Origin of the sequence: Rhizobium sp. BK181, assembly GCF_014193305.1 — a bacterium.
Lineage (GTDB): Bacteria > Pseudomonadota > Alphaproteobacteria > Rhizobiales > Rhizobiaceae > Rhizobium.
Genome location: NZ_JACHZA010000011.1, coordinates 61,785 through 86,135 on the forward strand (window position 1 = coordinate 61,785; position 24,351 = coordinate 86,135).

The window sequence follows — 24,351 nt, forward strand, 5'->3', positions numbered from 1 at the left end:
GGAATTCGGTTTTACGGTTCCGGACTGCCGATATCAGAATTGGTTGTTTATGCCAAACTTGAAGTGCTGCGTCTTGTCGAAGTCTTCCTTGGCGACCGGAATAGCGTAGTCGACGCGCAGCGTACCAAATGGCGACGCCCACATGAGACCAACGCCAACGGACGCGCGCAGTGATGCATCTTCGCCGTTGACGGTATCACCAAGCGGGTCGACATCATTGCCGAACAGTGTACCGGCATCGGCAAACAAGGCGCCACGCAAGCCGAAGTCACGCGGGACCAACGGCAGCGGGAATGTCGCTTCAGCCGACACGGTAAAGTAGGTCGTGCCGCCGAGCGGATCGTCGTTCGAGCCGGCAATGCGCGGGCCGATGCCCTTGTTTTCAAAGCCTCTGATATCGCCGTTGGTCAGCGTGAACTGATCAAAGACGTTCAGGTTCTTGTCAAAGCCGACAACATAGCCCGCCGAGCCGGTAAGCGACCCGATGATGTCGGCATCATCAGCGAGCAGGTGGAAATAGCGTGCCTTACCGTAGAGCTTATAGAACTGCGAGTCGCCGCCCAGGCCGGCAATTTCCTGCGTAACACTTGCATAGATGCCTTCGCGAGGCAGCGTCATGTCGTCAAGAGTGTTGTAGGTCAGCGTCTGCGAAACAGACGACTTCACCCACGGGCTGTTCTCAACGAGGTTCTGGTACGGCGCAGACAAGTTGCTCAGCGAACCCGACGGGTCGTACTTCATCTGCTTGTAGTTGTAGCGGAACGTCGTCGCGAGGTCTTCGGTGATCGGCGCGGTAGCACGCAGAACACCGCTGTTTTCCTCGTAGTCATAATTATCGTTGCTCGAGGTCTCGCTGTGGTTGAGGTCGAAACCAACCGCCAAACGATAGCCCAGGAAGTACGGCTCGGTGAAGTTCAGACCGTAAGTCTGCGAACCTTCCTGACCGCCACCGGCACTAACCTTGATGTACTGACCACGACCGAGGAAGTTCTTTTCCTCAACTGAGGCTTCGAGAAGAAGGCCATCACCGCCGGCAGCGTAACCTGCGCCGATGCCGAACGAGCCGGTCGCCTGGTCCTGGACGTCAACGACGACGACAACGCGATCCGGCGAGCTGCCCGGCTGCGTCGAGATGTTAACCGACGAGAAATAGCCGAGAGCTTCGAGACGGCGCTTGGCCCTGGTGATCATCTGCTGATTGAAGGCGTCGCCTTCGCTCATGTCGAACTCACGACGGATGACGAAGTCACGCGTACGGCTGTTACCGCGAATTTCGATGCGCTCGACGTATGCGCGCTCACCCTGGTCAACCAGGTATTCGACACCGATCGTGTTGTTGCCCAGATCACGGTTACCGCGCGGCGTAACGCGGGCAAACGGATAGCCGGCGGAAGCGACCTGATCGGAGATCGCCTCCATGGACTTCTGCACTTCCTTGGCGCTGTAGACCTGACCTTCGTGTGTCCGGACGAGCCCCTGAAGCTGATTGGAATCGATACCCGGTACCGTCGACTGCACGGATACAGCACCGAAATCATACCGAGGGCCTTCTTCAATATTGAAGGTCAGCGTGTACTTGTTCGTTGCCTCGTCGAAAGCCGCGTCGGAAGATATGATACGGAAGTCTGCGTAGCCGCGGTTGTAGTAGAACTGGCGCAGCGCCTCTTCGTCCGCATGAAGCTTGTCTTCGCTGTAAACGTCCTTGCGGGTCAGGAAAGACAGAAAGTTCGAGCGCTTCGTCGCGATGACCGAGGAGAGACGACCGGAGCTGTAGGCGTTGTTGCCTACGAAATTGATGGCAGCAATCTTGGTGCGGTCACCTTCGTCGACGACGAAAGCCAAGTTCACGCGTCCTTCGCCGAGGGGAACGACCTGCGTGGTTACCTGAACTTCACTGCGACCCGTCGCGGCGTACGCGTCCTTGATCGCCTGAATATCCGACTGGATCTGCGCCTCATTGTAAGGGCCAGCGGCATGCGTCTTTACGACAGCCGCAAGCTTGTCGTCCTTGATCTTGCGGTTGCCGTTAAAGACGACCTGATTGACGAGCTGCGCTTCCTCGACGGTGACGACGAGCGTGCTGCCCGAGACGGAAATCTTGACGTCGGAGAAATAGCCGGTGTCGTAGAGCTGCTTCACCGAGTCATCGATATCGGTGTTGGAGAAGCTCTTGCCAGGCTGGATCGTGAGGTTTGAGCGAACGGCTTCGGCGCCGACACGGCTCGCGCCACGCACATCTACGCGCTGAATAACTGCAGCTTCTGCCGTCGTTGCCGAGACGAAAAACGTTGCACCTGCCCCCGAAGCAACAATACCTGCAGACAGCGCAACCGCCGATACTGCGTTCAAAAATCTTGAACCAGCCTTCATTTCACCCATTACCTTTTTTCTCGTCCCCGGCTCCAGGCGTCCCCCGATTCCGGCCACGTGTGTCGTTTTACCCGCTTTTGTCATACAAGCAAGGGAGCAAGTTAATTTCTGTTTACTTCATTTCAAAGCGTGACGCATTCGCCACTACACCTTTGAAACATCGTAAATAAACGGTAATTTTCCCTCGTCCGGCAATCAACCAATCAAAGCGCTTATATCGTTCCAGGTGGCAAAAACCATCAAGCCCAAGACCATCGCCAAGCCAATGCGGAATGCAATGTCCTGGGCAGATGAACCCAACGGTTTTCCCCTCACCGCTTCAATCGCATAGAACATCAAATGACCACCATCAAGTACCGGAACCGGCATCAGGTTCAGTAATCCTATGGAAACCGACAAGACGGCGGCGAGCTGAAGCAAAGCTGCAACGCCCAACGTCGCCATTTGACCGGAAGCCTGGGCAACGCGGATGGGTCCACCGAGCTGGTCGGGCTTCATGTAGCCGGAAACCAGATTGCCGATGTACTTGAAGGTGCCGGTTACGATGTGCCAGGTCTGGATCGTGCCTTCCTTGACGGCCTCCAACGGCGTGTAGGTCTGCACCCGGAAGTGGCCGACCTCCTGATTGGTTACGATGCCGATCAGGCCGATCTCAATCTTGTTGCCGAATTGATCGGTCATGTCTGTCCGGGCCGGCACCATCGGCACGTCCAGCTTCTCGCCGTTGCGCTCGATCGTCACGATAATCCGCTGTTCTGGCCGAATGCTGACATAGCGCCGTACGTCGTCGAAGGTCTCGACCTTCGTGCCGTCGATGGCGATCAAAAGGTCACCCGGCGCCACGCCGGCTTCGGCAGCAGCACTTCCCGCCTTAACCTCTGCAACCACGGGATCGGCAACCGACCGGCCGTAGATCGCGAAAAGAACCGCAAAGATCGCGATCGCCAGGATGAAGTTCGCAATCGGGCCGGCGGCGACCGTCGCTGCGCGCTTCCACAGTTTCGCGCCGGCGAACGATCGCGCCCTGTCTTCTTCCGACATGCCCGCGAGCTTGCCGTCATCAGGCTTGCTGGACACGTCCTCATCGCCGAAAAACCGGACATAGCCGCCAAGCGGTATCAGTGACAGCTTCCAGCGTGTCCCATGCTTATCGGTGAAGCCCACCAATTCCGGGCCAAAGCCGATCGAGAACGCCAATATCCGGATGCCGCTCCAGCGCCCAACAAGATAGTGCCCCATCTCGTGCACGAAGACGAGCAACGACAATACCAGGACGAAGGGCACGATGTAGCCCGTCAGGAACGCGAATATACCGGTCAAGCCAAGCATCTGATTCTTCCGCCAGCCTTTGCAGATACTATACGCCGAACAGGGCTGCACCGAGCGACGTCATTTCGCCACCCTTTATCAGCGAAAAAAACCCAGCTAGCAAGAACGCCGCAAAGCAGGCAAAAATGAGCCCGTCGACACGATCCATGACGCCACCGTGCCCCGGAATCAGATGGCTTGAATCCTTGACGCCAAAGCGGCGCTTGATGAAGGATTCGAAGAGATCGCCGCTCTGGCTGCAAACAGACAGCATGAAGGCGACCGGCGCTGCGAGCAGGACGCTTTGCGGAAAGGCAAAGTAGGCAACCAGGCTGCCGGCGATCACCGCAGACACTGCGCCGCCGATGGCGCCGGACCACGTCTTGCCGGGGGATATCTTCGGCGCCAGCTTCGGACCACCGATGGCGCGCCCGACGAAATAGGCAAGAATGTCGGTCGACCACACAACTGCGAATAGGAAGAGCATCGCGAAAAGCCCGACGCTATCGGCACCGCGGATGCTCGAGAGGGCAATTCCCGTAAGGCCGGCATACACGATGCCCGTAGGAAACCAGCGCGACACGCCGGACACAAACACGAAGCCAACCGCAATCAGGAAAAACAGCGACAGCAGAAGCAGAGAATATCCGAGTGTCCCAGCGACAACGGCCACTGCGATCGCCGCCTGCCCTATCCAACCGATGGCATTGGCGACCGGCTGTTCCGTGGCAAGCGTCGTGATCGTCGACCATTCATAGTAGATCAGAAGTCCGATCGCGGCCGACAACAGACTGAAGGCCATGCCACCGTACCAGGTGGCCAGCAGAACGATGACGGCAAGGATAATGCCCGAGACAATCCGTAGCTTCAGCTCCTGCTGCATCAGGTGCCTACTGCCGCGGCCGTCTGCGACACCAATCCGCCGAAGCGACGGTCGCGCGACGCGAAGGTCTCCAGTGCTGAATAGAAGATATCCCGGCTGAAATCGGGCCAATATTCCGGAACGAAAACGAACTCCGAATAAGCGGCCTGCCAGAGCAGGAAGTTGGAAAGGCGCTCTTCGCCGCTGGTGCGAATGATCAGATCGGGATCCGGGATACCAGCCGTGTCGAGCCGCGCGTTGATCAATGCAGGAGATATGTCCTGCGCCCTCAGCCGCCCGGCCTCCACGTCATGCGCAAGGCTTGCCATCGCACGAGCAATCTCGTCGCGCGACCCATAATTGAATGCGATAATGAGGGTGAGCGCGGTGTTCGACTTCGTCGTCTCTTCGGCGTCCACGAGAAGATTGAGAATATCGCTCTTCAGGCTGTATCGGTCGCCGATCACCTTCACGCGCACGTTCTGACGATGAAGCTCAGCCAGGTCGCGGCGAATGAAGGCCTTCAGCAGGCCAAGCAGATCGGACACTTCCGTTTCCGGGCGGCGCCAGTTTTCCGAGGAAAAGGCGAAGAGCGTGAGATACTTGATCCCCACGTCGCCGGCGGCACGAACCGTCTCGCGCACGGCGTCCACGCCCTTTCGATGCCCCATCGTTCGCGGAAGTCCGCGCTGCTTTGCCCATCGGCCGTTGCCATCCATGATGATGGCAACGTGTTCTGGCACAGTCAAAAATGTTCGTTCCGACATTTCCCGTCCGGTTCTTGCAGCCAAGGCGCAGCCGTAGCGCGCCTTAAACCTGCATGATTTCCTTTTCCTTATCGCCAAGCAAGCGGTCGACCTCAGAAATCGTCTCGTCGGTCATCTTCTGCACACGATCTGATTGCGCCCGGCTTTCGTCCTGGCCAATCACACCGTCCTTTTCGGCTTTCTTAAGGCCGTCCATGCCATCACGACGCACGTGGCGAATCGCAACCTTGCTTTTCTCGGCATAGTCGTGGGCGACCTTCACCAGCGACTTGCGGCGCTCTTCGTTCAGTTCCGGCAGCGGAATGCGCAGGTTCTGGCCGTCGATGATCGGATTGAGGCCGAGGTTGGCCTCGCGGATCGCGCGATCGACGGCGTTGACCATCGACTTGTCCCAGACGGAGATGCCAAGCATACGCGGCTCCGGAACCGTCACGTTTGCCACCTGGTTCAGCGGCACGCGCGAACCATAGGCCTCGACCATGACGGGGTCGAGGATGTTGGCCGAGGCGCGGCCGGTGCGCAGCGATGCGATATCGTGCTTGAACGCGGAAATCGCACCATCCATGCGGCGCTTGAGTTCCTTGATGTCGATGCCTTCACTCATGTCATTGCTCCCGTCTTGGTAGAAGCTGCGGCAAACGAGCCGCCCACTCAATCAATTATCAGAGACGACGGTCTTGAGACCACCACCCTTGAGGATTTCAGCAAAACCACCCTTCTCGTGGATCGAGAAGACGATGATCGGAATTGAATTCTCGCGCGCCAGAGCAACGGCTGCAACGTCCATCACGGCAAGCCCCTTGTCGAGGACTTCCTTGTGCGTCAGGTGGTCGAAACGCGTCGCCTCAGGATCCTTTTTCGGGTCAGCCGAATAGATACCATCGACCTGGGTTCCCTTGAAGATCGCTTCCGCGCCCATTTCGGCGGCGCGCAGCGCGGCTGCCGAGTCCGTCGTGAAGAACGGGTTGCCAGTACCGCCGGCAAAGATCACGACGCGTCCGAGCGACAGATGATAGAGGGTTGCACGCTGCGAGAAGCTTTCGCAGATCTCAGGCATGGCAATCGCCGAGAGAACAACAGTATCGATGTTCAGCTTGCGCAGCGACGTTGCCAACGCCAGCGCGTTGATCACGGTAGCGAGCATCCCCATGTGGTCGCCGGTAACGCGATCGCCTCCCTTAGAGGCAACTGCGACACCGCGGAAGATGTTGCCGCCGCCGACGACGACGCCAACTTCCACACCCATCTGCCGCGCTTCGGCTATGTCAGCCGCGATGCGGTCTGCGACCGCTACATCAATTCCAAATCCCTGGCTGCCCATGAGGGCTTCGCCGGAAGCCTTGAGTAGAACGCGTTTGTAGACAGGCTCTGACGACATCGTGGCTCCTCGTATTTTACCGCTGTGTGCCGGATACACGAAGGGCACCGCGTTGTCACGCGATGCCCTTCGGTTTTCACATGTATAGGTCGATCAGCCCTTGGCGACCGCGGCAACTTCGGCAGCGAAGTCGCTCTCTTCCTTCTCGACGCCCTCGCCGAGGAGAAGACGCGCCATGCCGACGACTTCGATCTTGGCGCCGGCTTCCTTTTCAGCTTCCTTGACAGCAGCACCGACCGTCAGGTCAGGGTTGATGACGAAGGCCTGCGAGAGCAAAGCGACCTCTTCGAAGAACTTGCGCATACGGCCTTCGACCATCTTTTCGATGATGGCTTCCGGCTTGCCGGATTCGCGAGCCTGCTCGATGAAGACGTTGCGTTCACGCTCGGCAACAGCAGCGTCGACTTCTTCAGCGCGGATCGCCAGCGGGTTGGTCGCAGCGATGTGCATGGCAACCTGGCGGCCGATCGAGGTCAGGACGGCCTTATCGCCTTCCGACTTCAGCGCGACGAGAACGCCGAGCTTGCCGATGCCGTCGCCAGCAGCGTTGTGGATGTAGGTCGCAACAACGCCGTGCTCGACTTCCAGCTTGGCAGCGCGACGGAGCGTCATGTTTTCGCCGATTGTTGCGATCGCGTCCTTGATGGTGTCGGCGACCGGCTTACCGGATGCCGGGTAGGTCGCAGCGGCAATGGCTTCAACCGTGCCGTCGGTGGACAGAGCAACGTTGGCGATGCCACGAACGAGATCCTGGAAGGCATCGTTACGGGCAACGAAGTCGGTTTCCGAGTTCAGCTCGACGACAACAGCCTTGTGGCCGGCGCCAGCGATGGCAACCAGGCCTTCAGCAGCAGCGCGACCGGCCTTCTTGTCGGCCTTCGAGATGCCCTTTGCGCGGAGCCAGTCGATCGATGCTTCGATGTCGCCGTTGTTTTCCAGCAGCGCCTTCTTGCAGTCCATCATGCCTGCGCCGGACTTCTCGCGCAGTTCCTTCACCAGTGCAGCCGTAATCTCGGTCATAAGCTTCCTCTTGTCGGTTCAAACGGTGGCCCGCTTAAAGCGGTGCGGCACCGGATTGAGGCACGAAATGTACCTGTATGTATGACAGCGTGATGAATGACGCGTCATAACGAAACTTGTATGGCGAAGGACTGATTTCCCTCGCCTGAAACAGTCAAGGCCGCCGAACTTCTGAGAGTCGCGAGCGGCCTTTCCCAATCTCTGGAAAGCATGGCGGACCATTCGATCCGCCTGCTTCTTTTATCAGGCTTCGGCTTCGCCTTCGAGCGCCGGCTCAACCGGAGCTTCGATCGATGCGCCGAGGTCGCGGCCCGACGAGCTCTGCTGGCGAGCGATACCGTCGATAGCTGCACGAGCGATCAGGTCGCAGTAGAGAGCGATGGCGCGCGAAGCGTCGTCGTTGCCCGGGATCGGATAGTCGATCAGGTCCGGATCGCAGTTCGAGTCGATGATTGCGACAACCGGGATGCCGAGGCGCTTGGCTTCGTCGATCGCGATCTTTTCCTTGTTGGTGTCGATGATGAACATCAGGTCAGGCGTGCCGCCCATGTCCTTGATACCACCGAGAGCCTTGTCGAGCTTTTCGCGCTCGCGCTCGAGGTTCAGGCGCTCTTTCTTGTTGTAGCCGGACTGTTCCGAAGACAGGATTTCGTCGAGCTTGCGCAGGCGCTGGATCGAGTTGGAGATCGTCTTCCAGTTGGTCATCATGCCGCCGAGCCAACGCGAGTTGACATAGTACTGAGCGGAACGCTTGGCCGAGTCAGCGATGAGCTCGGAAGCCTGGCGCTTGGTGCCAACGAAGAGAACGCGGCCGCCACGAGCAACGGTGTCGGAGACAACCTGCAGGGCGCGCGACAGCATCGGAACGGTCTGAGCCAGATCGATGATGTGGATGTTGTTGCGATCGCCGAAAATGTACGGCTTCATCTTCGGGTTCCAGCGGTGCGTCTGGTGGCCGAAGTGGACGCCTGCTTCGAGGAGCTGGCGCATAGAAAAATCGGGCAATGCCATGCCTTGTTATCCTTTTCCGGTTGAACCTCCGCAAGGCTAACAGCACCCTCTTCGAGGATGCCACCGGGCGGAACCATCCGGATTTCTCCCGGACAATCCCATGCCTTACGTGTGGAATGCGGGTGCCCTTACCCCCCCTTCCGCGGAAAATCAAGGCTCTCAGCGAAAAAAGCGACAATAGAAGCCAAGGATGTGACGCACAACTAGCTGCGCTACACCTGCACAATCAATCGGATTCGCAGGGCCAGCTCGCCGGAGCGGAAAGTCCGACAGGCAACTTTGTCTTGGCATCGCCGCAGGCAAGATCGATTTGAGCCTGCTCGAGACCGGTCGCGGCAGACAAATCAAGTCCTTCGATTCGCGTCAGAAACATAAAGGCGCGATCGAACGCCGCCGGTCCTTCAAGAGTTGCCCCATTCAGATCGGCGCGCGACAGGTTCGCGAGAGAAAACTTGGTACCGGTGAGAACGGCCCTGGCGAAGCTGGCGCGGCTAAGTTCGGCTTTCTCGAAATTTGCGCCGCTGAGCTTGGCACCACTGAAATTCGAGCGTTGCAGTTCCGCCCCCGCGAACGACGCGCCTTCTGCAGAGACATTCTCGAAGCCAGAGCGATAGGCCTCGATCTTCGAGAAGTTCGCCTTGCCAGCTTGTGCCCCTGTGAACCAAGCCCGCACCAGCGTTGCTTTCTCGAAATTCGCGGAGGACAAATTGGTACCGCTGAGATTGGTCAGGCTGAGATCTGCGTCAGCCAGGTTGGCGCCCTGAAAGTCGCTCCCCTGCAACATGAGATTTTTCTTGGTGCACTCCCTCCAGTCGATTCCAGCCACCGGCATGCTGCTGCAATCCGACGCCAGTGGTGGGGCGCCGGTGAGCCACATTAGCGCGACCGCAGTTGAGATACCGAAGAGCCCACCACCCAAAACACCATGCCGTATCGCCAAGATTCTCACTCCAAATCCGACCCTTGCGCTGAAATCAGCGCGCCATTTGAATTAGTAGCATAGAGAGGGTTTACTTAGACATAGCGACAATCGCGATCGCGGCCAGCCGCGACGATTATTTGCAGGCAGCCGACTTGCTGTCGAGCAGCTCGAGCTTGGCAAGCCTGCCGGTCAAAACAAAGTCGCCGTAGTCCATGGTCAGATCGCGGGTGATGCCGTTTTCGTAGAGCTTGAACGACATGCGATACACGGGCAACGTATCCGTTTTGGTATTCTCATTGAAATACGAGATCGTGACGGGCCAGAAGGCGGCCTTCGAGAAGGCGCCGGCATTGCCCGCATCGGCCTCATCGGTCGCCGGCGCCACCTGCTTGCCAACGACAGTCGTCGTCACCAGCGCCTTGTCACCGTCATCCGAGCCGTCAAAGACGCGTGCCTCGAACAGGCGCTTGCCTGCCTTGGCATTCTCGATCACATCAAGCATGTGCTCCGTCGGGAAACGGCTTGCGCCAAGCTGCAGTTCCTTGCTGGCCGGTTGCGTCAGGGCAACCTTCACACCTTCGGCCAGGTCCTGGGCGGCGCCGTTGACTTCTTTATCAAGCTGGTCGTCGGTGAAGGATTTCGTGTCGAAGGTGAACCTGCGATCCTTGAGATTCTCGAAGGTCTTCGTCTGCTGGTCGCTGACGCGGACAGTATCGCCGGTGTCGATCTGCGTCACAAAGCGGAAGTTGGTGGTAAAGCCGGTGCAATAGTTGCCGTCGAACTCATACACCATGCGGCCGGACATCCCCGAAATACCGGAGCGCTCGGAGGCATCCTTCAATTCCAGATCGTAGACCGCCCGGTGGGCAACGAGACCGGTCGCAATTGCGGCACTCGTTACTGGCGCCGCCGCATAGACGGTCGTCGAAACGCTCGCCAAAAGAACTGCGGCAAGACTCGATCGGAACATTGACAATCTCCTGTTGGACTCGCCTGCAATGTTATAAGAACGCTTTCGGCCAAATCGAGGCTCGAAAATGTCACAATCTTGATTCCAAGCCTTGATGCATAATTTTAGAACTATTGACAATAAAAGCGGAGAGGAAAATGTCCGATCAAATCGTTGCGCGCCTGAAAGAAATGGGGATATCCCTGCCTGAAGCTGCCGCACCGGCCGCAAATTACGTTCCTTACGTCATCAGCGGGAACCTGCTCTACATCTCCGGGCAGTTGCCGCTCGAAAACGGCAAGATCATCACCGGTCATCTGGGCAAGACCGTCGACGTCGCAACTGGCCAGCGCGCAGCGGAGCTCTGTGCCATCAATATCCTTGCTCAGGCACGAGCTGCTCTCGGCGGCGATCTCGGCCGCATCAAACGTGTTATCAAGCTCAATGGCTTCGTGGCTTCGACCCCCGACTTCGTCGAACAGCACCTCGTTATCAATGGCGCCTCCAACCTGATCGGAGCCGTACTCGGTGAGGCCGGAAAGCATGCGCGCGCCGCGGTCGGCATGGCCGCGCTGCCGCTGAATGCTGCTGTAGAAATCGACGCGATTGTGGAAATTGCCTGATGACCTCCGCTGCATGGCTCAAGGAACAGCCGGTCGCTCATCGCGGCTACCATGATCTCAACAAGGCGGTGTGGGAGAACACGCTCTCGGCGTTTTCGCGCGCAGTCGAAGCGGGCTTCGCCATCGAATGCGACCTGCACTACGCTTCTGACGGCGTGCCTGTTGTCTTCCACGACGAGGACCTGGAGCGCCTGTGCAATCTCAAGGGAGACGTGCGCGAGCGTACGTCACGAGAGCTCGGCCTCATCTCCGTCGGCGGGACAGCCGACAAGATTCCAACGCTGCGTCAGCTGCTCGATCTCGTAAAGGGTCAAGTGCCTTTGGTCATCGAACTGAAGGGCCGTGAGGCCGACGACGAGGGCTTTGCGGAAGCCGTTCTCGAAGTGCTCGAAGGGTATGAAGGCAAGGTCGCCCTGATGAGCTTCGACCACTGGCTGCTTCGCGACCTGAAGGGGCTGAATGCCCCCTATCCACTCGGGCTGACGGCCGGCGGCAACAAACCGGAAGAGTTTGAAGTCCACGAAAAGGCCATGGAACTCGGCCTTGACTTCATTTCTTACTTCTTCGCGGATCTCCCAAACCCATTCATCACGGCGCAGCGCGAAAAGGGTGTCATGGTCATCACTTGGACCGTCCGTGACGAAAAGGCACGAAAGCACACCTTTGAGAATGCCGACCAGATGACATTCGAGGGATTCGATCCGCGCGTTTCGGTTTGATGCTCGCTTTTTGGACAAGATCATGCGCAGACTGCTGGTGAGCCCTATTCTCCTCCCAAACGGTCTCGCATTCGCTCCATGACAGACGAACTTTCAATCCGCATCGAGCGGTCTTTCACCGCGATTTCCCCGGAGAGCTGGTCGCGGCTTTCCGGGACCTCCCCAAAGAGCACCGCGCTCACCTACAATCCTTTCGTGTCGCATGCCTTTCTTTCTTCATTGGAAGAATCCGGATCGGCGACTGCGCAATCCGGCTGGATGGGCCACCATCTTCTCCTGGAAACGGACAAAGGCGAGCTTATCGGTGCCCTGCCCGGCTATCTCAAGAACCATAGCCAGGGCGAATATGTTTTCGACCACGGCTGGGCAGATGCCTTCGAGCGAGCGGGCGGACGGTACTATCCGAAGCTCCAATGCTCCATTCCCTTTACACCGGCGACCGGCCCAAGGCTGCTTGTGACCGAGGGGCTACAGCGCTTGCCGATCCAGCACGCCATAGCCGAGAGCCTCAAGGAGGTCGTACGCCAGCTTGGCGTCTCTTCCGCACACATCACCTTCGTACCCGAGGACGAGATTGGGATCTTTGAGGGCGAGGATTACCTGCACAGGACGGACCAGCAGTTCCACTTCATCAATGAGGGCTATGCCAATCACGAGGAGTTTCTGGAAACGCTCGCGTCACGCAAGCGCAAGGCGCTTCGAAAGGAGCGCCGCACCGCGCTTGACCACGGCATCAGCATCGATTGGCTGACCGGTGGCGACCTGACCGAGCGGATCTGGGACCAGTTCTTTGAATTCTACATGGATACAGGCGGCAGAAAATGGGGCCGACCGTATCTCACCCGCAAGTTCTACTCGCTGATTGGCGAGCGCATGCCCGACGACATCCTGCTCGTGATGGCAAAGCGTGACGGTCGCTATATTGCCGGTGCGATCAACTTCATCGGCGGCGATACGCTTTATGGTCGTCATTGGGGCTGCGTCGAGGATCACCCATTCCTGCACTTCGAAGTCTGCTACCACCAGGCGATCGACTTTGCCCTGGCAAAGGGTCTCAAGCGCGTCGAAGCTGGCGCCCAAGGCGAGCATAAGCTCGCACGCGGCTACCTGCCGGTGACAACCCACTCCGCGCATTACGTTGCCCATTCCGGACTGCGCCGGGCAATCTCCGACTATCTCGAACGCGAGCGCGACGACATCGAACACATGAACGAGATCCTGACCGAGCACAGCCCGTTTCGAAAGGGCGAACGCCAGCAGGAGGATTGACGCTTTCGCCCCTGTCGCGCTACGCGATCACAGCAGTAATGAGGAGAGTTCGTATGACCAGCGCCGCCTACGACAGCAACAATATTTTCGCCAAGATCCTGCGCGGCGAAATTCCCTCGCACCGCATTTACGAGGACAGCGACACGGTTGCCTTCATGGACGTGATGCCACAGGCTCCTGGCCATGTACTCGTCCTTCCGAAGGCGCCGTCACGCAACCTGCTCGACGCTGACCCTGTCGTTCTCGCCAAGACGATCCCCGTCGTCCAGAAGATTGCCAACGCAGTCAAGGAAGCCTTCGACGCCGATGGTGTCTTCGTCTGCCAGTTCAACGAACCCGCCGCCGGCCAGACCGTTTTCCATCTGCACTTCCACGTGATCCCACGTCACGAGGGAATGGCGCTGCGTCCTCATTCTGGCCAGATGGAGGACAATGCGGTGCTTGCCGCGAATGCCGAAAAGATCAAGGCTGAACTCTAATCAACGCCGAGTACCGACCTAGCGTTGGCGAAGAGAGCAGCAAAAAAAAGGCGGCCACTCGAGCCGCCTTTTGTTCATTTACTTCTTTGGAACCCGTGGAACCGCACTACCCTTCTTGGGCAAGCTCTTGACCTCGGGATCGGCGGCGGCCTTAGCCTTCTTGGCCGTCGTCTTCTTCGGGCGGGCCTTCGTCTTCAGTTCGCCGTCATCCACATCGTCAGCCTCGGGATGGGCAACTTCGGCTTCTGGCTTCGGCTTGATCGGTGCGCTGTCCGATACGGCTTCGAGGACAATACCGGGCTTGCCATCTTCCTTCGGACCGACCGTGACGTTGACGACGCCGCCCTTCCGCAGCTTGCCGAAGAGGATTTCGTTCGCCAGCGGCTTCTTGATGACGTCCTGAATTACGCGAGCAAGCGGGCGGGCGCCCATCTTGTCGTCGTAACCCTTTTCAGCCAGCCAGGAGATTGCGTCCTCTTGCAGGTTGAAGGTGACGTTCCGTTCGGAAAGCTGCGCCTCCAGCTGCATGATGAACTTCTGCACCACCTTGTGGATGACCTCAGTCGGCAATGCCGCAAACGGAATGATCGCGTCGAGACGGTTGCGGAATTCCGGCGTGAACAGGCGGGTCAATGCCTCCTCATCTTCGCCCGTCCGCTTCGACGAGCCGAAACCGATCGCAGCCTTGGCCATCTCCGATGCGCCCGCGTTTGTCGTCATGATCAGGATGACATTGCGGAAGTCGATCTTCTTGCCGTTGTGGTCGGTCAGCGCACCGTGGTCCATCACCTGCAACAGGATGTTGTAGATGTCGGGATGCGCCTTCTCGATCTCGTCAAGCAGCACGACGCAGTGCGGATGCTGGTCGACGCCATCGGTCAGGAGACCGCCTTGGTCGAAGCCGACATAGCCAGGAGGTGCGCCGAGCAGACGCGATACGGTGTGCCGCTCCATGTATTCGGACATGTCGAAGCGCAGCAGTTCGACGCCGAGCGACGACGCCAGCTGCTTGGCAACCTCCGTCTTGCCGACGCCGGTCGGGCCGGAGAAGACGTAGGAGCCGATCGGCTTGTTCGGTTCGCGCAGGCCCGCGCGAGCGAGCTTGATCGAGGTCGATAGCGCTTCGATCGCGTTGTCCTGGCCGTAAACGACCGAGCGCAGTTCCTGCTCGAGATTGGCAAGGACAGCTTCGTCGTCCTTCGACACCGTCTTCGGCGGGATGCGTGCCATCGTCGCTACCGTCGCCTCGATCTCCTTCTCGGTGATCAGCTTGCGGCGCTTGGAGGGCGGCAGCAACATCTGTGCAGCACCGGTCTCATCGATGACGTCGATCGCCTTGTCGGGCAGCTTGCGGTCCGAGATGTAGCGGGCCGACAACTCGACAGCCGTCTTGATCGCCTCATTCGAGTAGCGCAGGTGATGATACTCTTCGAAGTACGGCTTCAGGCCCTTCATGATCTCGATCGCATCATCGATCGAGGGTTCATTGACATCGATCTTCTGGAAACGACGAACCAGAGCGCGATCCTTCTCGAAGAACTGGCGATACTCCTTGTACGTCGTCGAACCGATGCAACGGATCGCGCCCGAGGACAAAGCCGGCTTCAAAAGGTTCGAGGCATCCATCGCGCCGCCTGACGTCGCACCCGCACCGATGACGGTATGGATTTCGTCGATGAAGAGCACGGCGCCCGGATATTCTTCGAGCTCCTTGACGACCTGCTTCAGGCGTTCTTCGAAATCGCCGCGATAGCGCGTACCGGCGAGCAGCGTGCCCATATCCAGCGAGAAGATCGTGGCATCGGCCAGGGCTTCCGGCACCTTGCCTTCAACGATGCGCTTGGCCAGGCCCTCGGCAATCGCCGTCTTGCCGACACCGGGATCACCAACATAGAGCGGGTTGTTCTTCGATCGGCGGCACAGAACCTGAATCGTGCGATTGACCTCGGACTGCCGGCCGATCAGCGGATCGATCTTGCCGCTCTTAGCCTTCTCGTTGAGGTTTACGCAGTAGGCCTTCAGGGCGTCCTGCTGCTTCTTGGAGCCGCCTTCCTCCTGGTCACCGCTACTGCGCGAAGCTGGCTTGCTCTCGGATTCGCCGTCATCGGCGCCACGCGGCGGACGAGCCTCGGATGCGCCGGGGCGCTTGCCGATCCCGTGAGAGATATAGTTGACGGCATCGTATCGGGTCATCTCCTGCTCTTGCAGGAAGTATGCGGCGTGGCTCTCGCGCTCGGCGAAGATCGCGACGAGGACGTTGGCCCCTGTCACTTCCTCACGCCCGGACGACTGCACATGAATCACCGCTCGCTGAATAACGCGCTGAAAGCCGGAAGTGGGCTTGGAGTCCTCGTCATAGCCAGTGACCAAATTGGAGAGTTCGTTATCGACATATTCAACAAGCGTTTTGCGCAGCGCGTCGAGGTCGACATTGCAGGCTCCCATAACCGCGGCCGCATCGGCATCGTCGATCAGGGCGAGCAGCAGATGCTCGAGCGTGGCATATTCATGATGCCGCTCGTTGGCAAAGGTCAGTGCCTGATGGAGCGCCTTCTCAAGACTAGGCGAAAATGTTGGCACGTTCAGATCCTCACTTCTTTTCCATGACGCATTGCAGCGGATGCTGGTGCTGTCGGGCGAAGTCCATCACCTGGCTCACCTTCGTTTCCGCTACCTCGTATGTAAATATTCCGCACTCACCGACGCCGTGGTTGTGGACGTGGAGCATGATGCGGGTGGCACTTTCACGATCCTTCTGAAAAAAACGCTCGAGGATATGAATGACAAATTCCATGGGAGTGTAGTCGTCATTCAGGAGTAGTACACGGTAGAGATTAGGCTTCTTGGTCTTCGGCTTTGTACGTGTAATGACCGAGGTTCCGCGATTTCCGTTGTCCCCGTTCCTTTCGCTGTCGTTTTGCATCCGGATCGGCTCTGCGATCATTTTCTTTCATTCCTCGATCAGTCCGGCAAGAAGCTGGGAGGAGTGGTTTCCCGCCGAATATTCGAAATACTAACTTAGTCCATCCTGGAGCGATTTTAAGCCCCTCGTTTCACACTGCAATCACAATTCGGCCAGTCTTGATGCAAAGACACAGAAACCGGGCGGTGGGCATGCGACGGGCATTGTGAAAAACAAAAAGACCGGCCGCAGATGCGTAGCCGGTCTTCGATTTTCAAGAGCTGTACGGCAATTGCCGGTTATGGTTACGCCGCAGCGGGCGCAACAACTGGAGCCGTCTTCATCGCCTTCGCGGCCGCTGCAGCAACAGGCGCCTCGTATGGTTTGTAAGCGCTTTTGGCGAGATCGGAATACATTTCGCCGAGCTTGGTGGCTTCGCTCACGAAGTTCTCGTATGCGGTTTTCACATAGGTGGTCTGCAGCTCGAAGGCTGCTTCAAAGCTACGCGCTCCCGACAGGCTTTCAAAATGCGTGACCGTGTCCTGGAACGACTTCTTGGAATACTCCACGGCTTCGGCGGCAATGGCCTGGAAACCCTTGGCAGTCTCCGAATAGCTCTTCAGGACCGTGTCCATGGCTTCCTTGTTCTTCCGATTGACGTCGTCGAAGTTCAACATGACCATCATCCTCCTTGGCATGTGTGGCTTGATGGAGCCTAGCTGCAACGCACAAATAGTCAAGTATTGTTGTGCATCGCACAACATCCTATGCGAGTGTCGAGCCCGGCTCTCGCCCTTAGTCAACGCGCTGCATTTGATTTCCCTAAAATATATCAGGACACCGCAACCAGAGATTTCATCAAAAATATCGTCGCGATGCCAATGGAACCGTCGGGTCAGTCGAGAAGGTCAGCCGGAACTTTTCCGCCATTCTCAGCAAGGCGTTTCATCAATGCCTTATGCAGGAACATGTTCATGGTGGCGGTGTCATGCGGATCGCCCGTAAAGCCCAGTTCGGCGGCAAGTTCCTTGCGCTCCGCAAGACTCGCGTCCATGCCGACCGCCTTCATCAGATCGACGATAGAACGGCGCCAATCCAGCTTCTGTCCGCTCTTCTTCACTGCCGCATCCAGCAGTGGCACGATGTCAATGGTCGCAGCGGCGGGCGACGCGGCCGTCGGTGCCGGCTGGGGTGTGGCAGTGGGCGCGGCGCTCGGCGCAGCCGCAGTCGGCGATGGCGCGGGTGTGGCAGGCGGAGTAACTGGAGCAGCCACAGCTTTCCCAAAAATCGCGTTCTTGATCTTGTCGAAAATACCCATTCTCAACATCCCTTCCTAGGCTAGAGCACATGCTCAGCGGAGGAGATGGAGCGTTCGACGGATGGGTCCAGAGAAGGTTGCCCAATTTTCCGCTAGAGATTGCTCTGCGGTAGGAAACAATCGGAGGTTAGCGATCGCGGCTTGGGCGGTGTGGGGCGGGACATCGCCTGGATTGACGGGCGGCCAACAGACCGCCCATCGATCCGATTTCAGAGATCGACGTCGAGGATCGCCATCGAGAAATTGTAGGAGCGGTCGCCGTCCTCGTCATCGATATAGACGACACCCAGAAATTCTTCGCCGAGATACACTTCAGCGGAATCGTTCTTTCGCGGGCGTGCCTTGACGATGACCTCGGGGTTGAACGTGCGCTTGAAATAGGCGTCGAGTTTCTTGATTTCTTCGGGCTTCACACTGCATCTCCTGAGCGGTCTCGGTTGGCCGCTTCTTGCATGGGAAAGACGGCGCTGTAAAGGCACGGGGACCGACGCACAAACGCTATCCCCGCCGATATGCCAACTGTTAGGTGACGCGCGGCTTAGATATCCGCGCCGATCACCTGATCCATTATTCGCGACGGTTCCGAACACCCTGCCTCTCCGACCACCTTGGCCGGAACGCCTGCCACGGTGGTCTTGGGCGGCACCGCCTTCAGCACGACTGAGCCAGCGGCAATGCGCGAGCAATAGCCGATCTCGATGTTGCCGAGGATCTTGGCGCCGGCGCCGATCAGCACACCGCTGCCAATCTTCGGATGGCGGTCCGAGCCTTCCTTGCCGGTGCCGCCAAGGGTGACGCCATGCAGGATCGATACATTATCGCCGATCACGGCGGTCTCACCAACGACCAGCCCGGTGGCGTGATCGAGGAAGATGCCTCTGCCGATGCGCGCGGCCGGATTGATATCGGTCTGGAACACGCTTGATGATCTGCTCTGCAGATACAGCGCCAGATCGCGCCGGCCGCGGTTCAGCAGCCAATGCGCGAGGCGGTGCGTCTGCAGCGCATGGAATCCCTTGAAGTAGAGCACCGCTTCCATGAAACGCAGGCATGCGGGATCACGATCATAAATCGCTTGGATGTCGACACGGAGGATCGCGCTCCACTCCGGCCAATCCTCCAACATCTGATCGAAGGTCTGGCGCAGCAAAATCGCCTGCATGTCGGGATGGTCGAGACGTTCGCAGATACGATAGATCACACACTCTTCCAGCGACCGGTAATTGAGTACCGTCGAGTAAAGAAACGCGGCCAGCACCGGATCACTTTCCGCGGCGGCGCGCGCTTCCTCGCGCAGGCTGTCCCAGATCGGATCTATCACCTTGAGGGGGTTGCCCGTCTCAAGAGAGCGAATGTCTGTCTTTGCGACCATGAAAGGTCTCCTCGTATGCGTAGATCGGCTCTATATAGGGCAAAAACCTGTTAACATAAATGGGTGCTTCGGCAATCTTGCATCGTTCCCACCTGCCACAACAGAAGCCAAGTCACTATCCGGCGACTTCGGCGTAAAACTCCAGCACCGCCTTCTTGAAGACCCGATCGCCGACGGCCAGCATGTGATCGCGGCCGGGGATATCAAGCGCCGTCGCGCGAGGCATCAGTGCGGCGAGCTCCGCGGCTGAACCCGCGATGTCGTCCTTGGTTCCGACGCCGATCAAGGTCGGAGCTTCGATCTTCGCCATGTCGGACCGCGCAACGAGATCGCGCGACCCCTTGATACAGGCGGCGAGCGCATCCCGGTCGCTTTTTGTTTGGTCGGCAAAAGCCCGGAACATTCGCCCGCGGTCATGGGTGACATCATCGAGGGAAGCCGCCAACAAGGCATCCGCAATCGGATCCCAGTCGCCGACTCCGTCCGTCATCCCGATCCCGAGGCCGCCGAGGACCAGCGAACGCACGCGGTCGGGATGGGCGAGCGCCGCGAACACAGAAATGCGGGCTCCCATCGAGTAGCCCATCAGGTTGGCTTCGGGAATCCCGAGGTGATCGAGCAGCGCGATGGCGTCGCTCGCCATATGCCAGGGGCGGTAGGCCTCGGCATCGCGTGGCTTGTCGCTTGCGCCATGTCCCCGGTTGTCGATGGCAATGACCCGGTAGCCCGCATCGCCCAATGTCTTCAGCCAGCCCGGATAAACCCAGTTCACGTTGGCGCTTGACGCAAATCCGTGGATCAGCAGCACCGGCACGCCCGACGGATCACCTTCGTCGAAGAAGGCAAGCTTCAGACCGTCATGCGTGAAGCTGGAAAAGACGGGCGTATTCAAGTTCATCAGACTGTCCTTTTTTGCCGGACCATATTTTATAGGCCGCCGAACTGGAACCCTCGCAGTTGCAAAAACTGTGCGTCCTGCCTCTCTTTGGCTCTACACATTTGCGATGAACGACTATAAGGTCCGCGCACATTTACGAAGCATTCGGAGACGAGCATGGCCGGCCACAACATTCCCCACTTCCAGAACGACGGCGGACACCGCGTTATCGAAGTCGGCGTGAAGGAGTTCATGTGCACCGGCGCCTCCGTTCCGTTCGATCATCCGCACATCTTCATCGACATGGGCGACGAGAACGAGAAGGTCTGCTCTTACTGCTCAACCCTTTACCGCTTGAATGGCGCGCTGAAGGCAAACCAGACCAATCCGGCCGGCTGCGTCTTCCACGTCAAGGCTGCCTAAGAGCGCCAACTCGGGATCGGACAGCCCATGCCGGCTGAACATGCCGCCATCGTCGGCGCGGGTGTCGCGGGCCTTACGGCTGCGCTTGCACTGGCACGGCGCGGCATCCATTCCGAGATTTTCGAGCAAGCCCCTGAACTGACAGAGGTCGGCGCTGGTCTGCAGATTTCGCCGAATGCCGCTCACATTCTGGCGGAGCTCGGCATCCTCGAGCGCCTCACCGACATCTGGCTGGAGCCAGACTCCATTCGACTCGTATCCGGAACCACCTTGCGTCAACTGGCAGCCGTTCCGGCCGGCGGATTTGCGCGCGCCCGATGGGGAGCCCCTTATGGCGTCCTGCATCGCGCCTCGCTGCAGCGGGCACTGCTTGATGCAGTCGCCAAGGAGCCACTCTGCAAACTGCATCTCGGAGCGCAGATCGGGCGCGGGACACTCTCGGACGTTTCCGGCGGTCCTGGGGATCTTCTGATTGGCGCCGACGGCGTCTGGTCGCAGGTAAGAGAGAGCATCGATGGCGCGCCCTCGCCTCGCTTCTCGGGGAACATTGCCTACCGTTTCACGATCGATGCGGCGAACGCACCCGCGTTTCTTGAACCGACAAGCGTCTCTGCTTTCCTTGGTCCATCAGCACATCTCGTCTGCTATCCGCTGAGCGAAACCAACGGTTTCAATATGGTGGCGATCACGACAGGCAATGCCGTGTCGCACGACTGGACGACGCGACCAACGGAAACGCAACGCCAACAGTTGCTTTCACGGTTTTCCCGATGGCACCCTGCCATGACGCGGCTTTTTGCCGACGCACGCGGCATGACCTTCTGGCCCCTCTACGAAACAACGGAGGGACGCTGGCAGAATGGCCGTGACAGCGTTCTTATCGGCGACGCCGCTCACGCCATGATGCCGTTTGCGGCTCAGGGTGCTGCAATGGCGATTGAGGATGCATATGAGCTAGCTATGTTCTTAGCCGCAGGGCCCGTCGCTGAGGCCCTGCAATTGTTCGAGACGCATCGCGCTCCGCGGATCGCGCGGCTGCGCAAGCGCGGTGCATTCAACCAGTTTGCCTATCACGCGCGCGGGCCAATCCGCGTAGGCCGTGACGTCGTCCTGGGGTTGCGACCGCCGCAAAGCCTTGCGGCGGATCTCGACTGGATTTACGGCTACCGAGCCGGCACCTGATCAGACGGCTTTTGCCGCGGCAAAGCCGCGCTCGATATCGGCCTTGATATCGACGACATCCTCGAGCCCGATCTGCAGGCGGATGACCGGTCCTTCGGTCGGCGCCTTTCGAATGCGGCGATCGTTCAAGTTGACATGGACTGCAAGGCTTTCGAAGCCCCCCCACGACCAACCGAGGCCGAAGATCTGCAGAGCGTCAAGGAAGGCATGCGCCTTGGCCTTGAACTTCTCCGGAGCGTCAACCGCAAGAACGAAGGAGAAGATGCCGCTCGCGCCCTTGAAGTCGCGCTTCCACAGCTCGTGCCCAGGGAAGCTCGGAAGCGCCGGATGGAGCACCGTGGCGACGTCCTCCCTGCCCTCGAGCCACCTGGCGATGGTCAGCGCGCTTTCATAGTGGCGCTCCAGGCGAACACCCATGGTGCGCAGCCCACGCAGGATCTGATAGGCGTCGTCGGGGGCGCCGCAAATGCCAAGAGTAATGTTGGCTTCGTGCAACTGCGGCCAGTATTTGGCGTTCGCCGAAACCGTTCCCATCAGGATATCCGAGTGGCCGGACGGGTACTTGGTGGCTGCGTGAATGGAGATGTCGGCGCCGAAATCGAGCGGCTTGAAATAGACCGGCGTCGCCCAGGTGTTGTCCATCGTTACAATTGCGCCGTGCTTGTGCGCAATCGCGGAAATTGTCGGAATATCTTGCATTTCGAAGGTATTCGACCCCGGAGCTTCTGTGTGGACGAGCTTCGTGTTCGGTTTGATCAACGCCTCGATGCCCGCCCCGACCATCGGGTCGTAATAGTCGACCTCAACGCCCAGGCGCTTCAGCATGGTGTCACAGAAATGCCGAGTCGGCCCATAGACGGAATCGACGATCAGCGCATGATCACCGGCAGACAGGAAAGCCAGGAACGGGACGGTAACCGCCGCCAGGCCCGACGGCACGAGAATTGTCCCGGCAGAGCCCTCGAGCGCATCGATCGCCTCGCAAAGGGCGTCCGTTGTCGGGGTACCGCGTGTTCCGTAAGTATACTTCTGCGCGCGGGTTTCCATCGCCCTTGCATTGGGAAAGAGCACCGTCGAGGCATGAACAACCGGCGGATTGACGAAACCGTGGTATTCGGCCGGATCGTTGCCGAGGTGGGAAAGGCGCGTGTTGATGCCTGCGTTTTGAAGCAGGCCGTCTTTATCTGTCATGTCGGAAATGCCTTTGGCGGTGGGATGCAGTCGGCAAACTTTTTGAACCGGTCAAAACGATCGGTCAACCCCGAAGGAAAATTGGGTAAAATGCCCGCCTATCTGAGGATTCTGCAGATATATCAGTGATTTTGCGCGATTTTTTTCGGCAAAACGCCGCCATTTCGTTAGCCATCTGCTTATTTTGCGCGCCTCAATTAGGGAATTGCCGAAATATCACGCAATCTTTCACTGCGACACTTGACCGTGGTGACATTTGCGACTGAGATAGCACTGCTCGCGCCGGGAGGGTGTCGAGCCATATGGGAGGTTTTGCTTGCTTCAGCGACGCTCCCACAAAAAGATAAGACAAAGGAAAAGGTTGGGAAAAATGAAGATTAAGCTTCTGTCGGCCGCCATCGGCGCAGCAGTCTTCGGACTTGGCGCTTCGGCAGCTTCTGCCACCACGCTCGAAGACGTCAAGGCAAAGGGTTTTATTCAGTGCGGCGTCAACACCGGCCTTCTCGGTTTCGCGCAGCCTGACGCTTCCGGCAATTGGGCTGGCTTCGACGTAGACTTCTGCAAGGCAATCGCTTCGGCCGTTTTCGGCGACCCGACCAAGGTAAAATATACGCCACTGTCGGCCAAGGACCGCTTCCCGGCTCTGAAGTCGGGCGAAATCGACGTCCTGTCGCGTAACACGACATGGTCGATCAACCGCGATACGGCACAGGGCTTCAACTTCCGCCCGGTTACCTATTATGACGGCCAGGGCTTCATGGTTCGCAAGGGCCTCAACGTGAAGTCGGCGCTCGAACTTTCCGGCGCGGCCGTCTGCGTGCAGTCCGGCACAACGACCGAACTGAACCTCGCAGACTATTTCAAGTCGAACAACCTCCAGTACAATCCGGTCGTTTTCGAAAAGCTTGAGGAAGTCAACGCCGCCTACGACGCGGGCCGTTGCGACGTCTACACGACCGACCAGTCTGGCCTCTACTCATTGCGTCTGACGCTGAAGAACCCCGACGAGCACATGGTCCTTCCGGAAATCATTTCCAAGGAACCGCTCGGCCCGGCCGTTCGCCAGGGTGACGACCAGTGGTTCGACATCGTTTCGTGGACGGCTTACGCGCTCGTCACCGCAGAAGAGTTCGGCATCACCCAGGCCAACGTCGATGAGATGAAGAACTCGGCGAATCCTGACATCAAGCGCTTCCTCGGCACGGAAACCGATACGAAGATCGGCACCGACATGGGGCTCACCAACGAATGGGCCTATAACATCATCAAGGGCGTCGGCAACTATGGCGAAGTCTTCGAACGCAACGTCGGTCAGGGCAGCCCGCTCAAGATCGAGCGTGGTCTGAACGCGCTGTGGAACAAGGGCGGCCTCCAGTACGCGCCGCCGGTACGTTGATCGACTGACGAAA

The 24,351-nt window shown here is 58.6% G+C and carries 25 protein-coding genes; 7 read left to right on the forward strand and 18 right to left on the reverse strand.

What is annotated here, in order from left to right; translation table 11 throughout:
* Window positions 1-33: 33 nt before the first annotated feature.
* From bamA to FHT77_RS21785, 10 genes are all read right to left on the reverse strand, one after another.
* A complete protein-coding gene (bamA, locus tag FHT77_RS21740) occupies window positions 34-2,370 on the reverse strand; it encodes an outer membrane protein assembly factor BamA (protein ID WP_183757027.1) in 2,337 nt (778 codons plus the stop codon).
* 195 nt (window positions 2,371-2,565) lie between these two features.
* A complete protein-coding gene (rseP, locus tag FHT77_RS21745; RefSeq protein ID WP_183756938.1) occupies window positions 2,566-3,699 on the reverse strand; it encodes an RIP metalloprotease RseP in 1,134 nt (377 codons plus the stop codon).
* A gap of 28 nt (window positions 3,700-3,727) precedes the next feature.
* Complete coding sequence (locus tag FHT77_RS21750; protein WP_183756939.1) at window positions 3,728-4,561, reverse strand: phosphatidate cytidylyltransferase; 834 nt, start codon at window positions 4,559-4,561, stop codon at window positions 3,728-3,730.
* Window positions 4,561-5,307: an isoprenyl transferase gene (locus FHT77_RS21755; RefSeq protein ID WP_183756940.1), complete on the reverse strand. Its 747-nt coding sequence runs from the start codon at window positions 5,305-5,307 to the stop codon at window positions 4,561-4,563. Before FHT77_RS21755 ends, FHT77_RS21750 begins: the two co-directional genes overlap by 1 nt.
* Before the next feature lie 43 nt (window positions 5,308-5,350).
* Complete coding sequence (frr, locus tag FHT77_RS21760) at window positions 5,351-5,911, reverse strand: ribosome recycling factor (protein ID WP_016553825.1); 561 nt, start codon at window positions 5,909-5,911, stop codon at window positions 5,351-5,353.
* Window positions 5,912-5,962: 51 nt separating this feature from the next.
* Window positions 5,963-6,685, reverse strand: a complete 723-nt coding sequence (gene pyrH, locus FHT77_RS21765) for a UMP kinase (RefSeq protein ID WP_024316951.1) — start codon at window positions 6,683-6,685, stop codon at window positions 5,963-5,965.
* Between the two features lie 93 nt (window positions 6,686-6,778).
* Window positions 6,779-7,705 (reverse strand): translation elongation factor Ts, encoded by a 927-nt coding sequence (gene tsf, locus FHT77_RS21770; protein ID WP_037127686.1) that lies wholly within the window; start codon window positions 7,703-7,705, stop codon window positions 6,779-6,781.
* A gap of 243 nt (window positions 7,706-7,948) precedes the next feature.
* Entirely contained in the window at window positions 7,949-8,716 is a 768-nt protein-coding gene (gene rpsB / locus FHT77_RS21775; protein WP_016553822.1) for a 30S ribosomal protein S2, read from the reverse strand.
* 226 nt (window positions 8,717-8,942) lie between these two features.
* Window positions 8,943-9,656, reverse strand: coding sequence for a pentapeptide repeat-containing protein (locus FHT77_RS21780; protein WP_409527467.1), 714 nt, complete (start codon window positions 9,654-9,656; stop codon window positions 8,943-8,945).
* 115 nt (window positions 9,657-9,771) lie between these two features.
* On the reverse strand, window positions 9,772-10,608 hold the full coding sequence (locus tag FHT77_RS21785) for a cell envelope integrity EipB family protein (protein ID WP_183756941.1): 837 nt from the start codon (window positions 10,606-10,608) through the stop codon (window positions 9,772-9,774).
* A 137-nt stretch (window positions 10,609-10,745) separates the two neighbouring features.
* Between FHT77_RS21785 and FHT77_RS21790 the strand changes: the two genes are divergently transcribed.
* From FHT77_RS21790 to FHT77_RS21805, 4 genes are all read left to right on the forward strand, one after another.
* Window positions 10,746-11,210 (forward strand): RidA family protein, encoded by a 465-nt coding sequence (locus FHT77_RS21790; RefSeq protein WP_183756942.1) that lies wholly within the window; start codon window positions 10,746-10,748, stop codon window positions 11,208-11,210.
* Window positions 11,210-11,929: a glycerophosphodiester phosphodiesterase gene (locus FHT77_RS21795; protein WP_183756943.1), complete on the forward strand. Its 720-nt coding sequence runs from the start codon at window positions 11,210-11,212 to the stop codon at window positions 11,927-11,929. Before FHT77_RS21790 ends, FHT77_RS21795 begins: the two co-directional genes overlap by 1 nt.
* Window positions 11,930-12,007: 78 nt before the next feature.
* On the forward strand, window positions 12,008-13,198 hold the full coding sequence (locus tag FHT77_RS21800; protein WP_183756944.1) for a GNAT family N-acetyltransferase: 1,191 nt from the start codon (window positions 12,008-12,010) through the stop codon (window positions 13,196-13,198).
* 53 nt (window positions 13,199-13,251) lie between these two features.
* Window positions 13,252-13,677 (forward strand): HIT family protein, encoded by a 426-nt coding sequence (locus FHT77_RS21805; RefSeq protein ID WP_183756945.1) that lies wholly within the window; start codon window positions 13,252-13,254, stop codon window positions 13,675-13,677.
* A 78-nt stretch (window positions 13,678-13,755) separates the two neighbouring features.
* Here FHT77_RS21805 and clpA read toward each other — a convergent pair whose 3' ends face one another.
* The 7 genes from clpA to FHT77_RS21840 form a co-directional block, all read right to left on the reverse strand.
* Window positions 13,756-16,257 (reverse strand): ATP-dependent Clp protease ATP-binding subunit ClpA, encoded by a 2,502-nt coding sequence (clpA, locus tag FHT77_RS21810; RefSeq protein ID WP_183756946.1) that lies wholly within the window; start codon window positions 16,255-16,257, stop codon window positions 13,756-13,758.
* Window positions 16,258-16,267: 10 nt separating this feature from the next.
* Complete coding sequence (gene clpS / locus FHT77_RS21815; RefSeq protein ID WP_016553814.1) at window positions 16,268-16,621, reverse strand: ATP-dependent Clp protease adapter ClpS; 354 nt, start codon at window positions 16,619-16,621, stop codon at window positions 16,268-16,270.
* A 263-nt stretch (window positions 16,622-16,884) separates the two neighbouring features.
* Complete coding sequence (locus tag FHT77_RS21820) at window positions 16,885-17,256, reverse strand: phasin family protein (protein ID WP_183756947.1); 372 nt, start codon at window positions 17,254-17,256, stop codon at window positions 16,885-16,887.
* A 218-nt stretch (window positions 17,257-17,474) separates the two neighbouring features.
* A complete protein-coding gene (locus FHT77_RS21825) occupies window positions 17,475-17,897 on the reverse strand; it encodes a DUF3597 domain-containing protein (RefSeq protein WP_183756948.1) in 423 nt (140 codons plus the stop codon).
* 209 nt (window positions 17,898-18,106) lie between these two features.
* Window positions 18,107-18,310 carry a DUF3126 family protein gene (locus FHT77_RS21830; RefSeq protein WP_016553811.1) on the reverse strand — a complete coding sequence of 68 codons (204 nt, stop codon included), beginning with the start codon at window positions 18,308-18,310 and terminating at the stop codon, window positions 18,107-18,109.
* Window positions 18,311-18,435: 125 nt separating this feature from the next.
* Window positions 18,436-19,269, reverse strand: a complete 834-nt coding sequence (cysE, locus tag FHT77_RS21835; RefSeq protein WP_183756949.1) for a serine O-acetyltransferase — start codon at window positions 19,267-19,269, stop codon at window positions 18,436-18,438.
* A 115-nt stretch (window positions 19,270-19,384) separates the two neighbouring features.
* Entirely contained in the window at window positions 19,385-20,167 is a 783-nt protein-coding gene (locus FHT77_RS21840; RefSeq protein WP_183756950.1) for an alpha/beta fold hydrolase, read from the reverse strand.
* 156 nt (window positions 20,168-20,323) lie between these two features.
* Between FHT77_RS21840 and FHT77_RS21845 the strand changes: the two genes are divergently transcribed.
* Together FHT77_RS21845 and FHT77_RS21850 are read left to right on the forward strand one after the other, a co-directional pair.
* Complete coding sequence (locus tag FHT77_RS21845; RefSeq protein ID WP_016553808.1) at window positions 20,324-20,569, forward strand: zinc-finger domain-containing protein; 246 nt, start codon at window positions 20,324-20,326, stop codon at window positions 20,567-20,569.
* Between the two features lie 27 nt (window positions 20,570-20,596).
* Complete coding sequence (locus FHT77_RS21850) at window positions 20,597-21,751, forward strand: FAD-dependent monooxygenase (RefSeq protein ID WP_183756951.1); 1,155 nt, start codon at window positions 20,597-20,599, stop codon at window positions 21,749-21,751.
* Here the strand turns inward: FHT77_RS21850 and FHT77_RS21855 are convergent, their stop codons facing one another.
* On the reverse strand, window positions 21,752-22,942 hold the full coding sequence (locus FHT77_RS21855) for a cystathionine beta-lyase (RefSeq protein ID WP_183756952.1): 1,191 nt from the start codon (window positions 22,940-22,942) through the stop codon (window positions 21,752-21,754).
* A gap of 370 nt (window positions 22,943-23,312) precedes the next feature.
* On the opposite strand from FHT77_RS21855, the gene FHT77_RS21860 reads away from it, so the two are divergent.
* The gene (locus FHT77_RS21860) at window positions 23,313-24,338 is read left to right on the forward strand and encodes an amino acid ABC transporter substrate-binding protein (protein WP_183756953.1); all 1,026 of its coding nucleotides are present in this window, start codon (window positions 23,313-23,315) and stop codon (window positions 24,336-24,338) included.
* The last annotated feature ends 13 nt before the right edge of the window (window positions 24,339-24,351 follow it).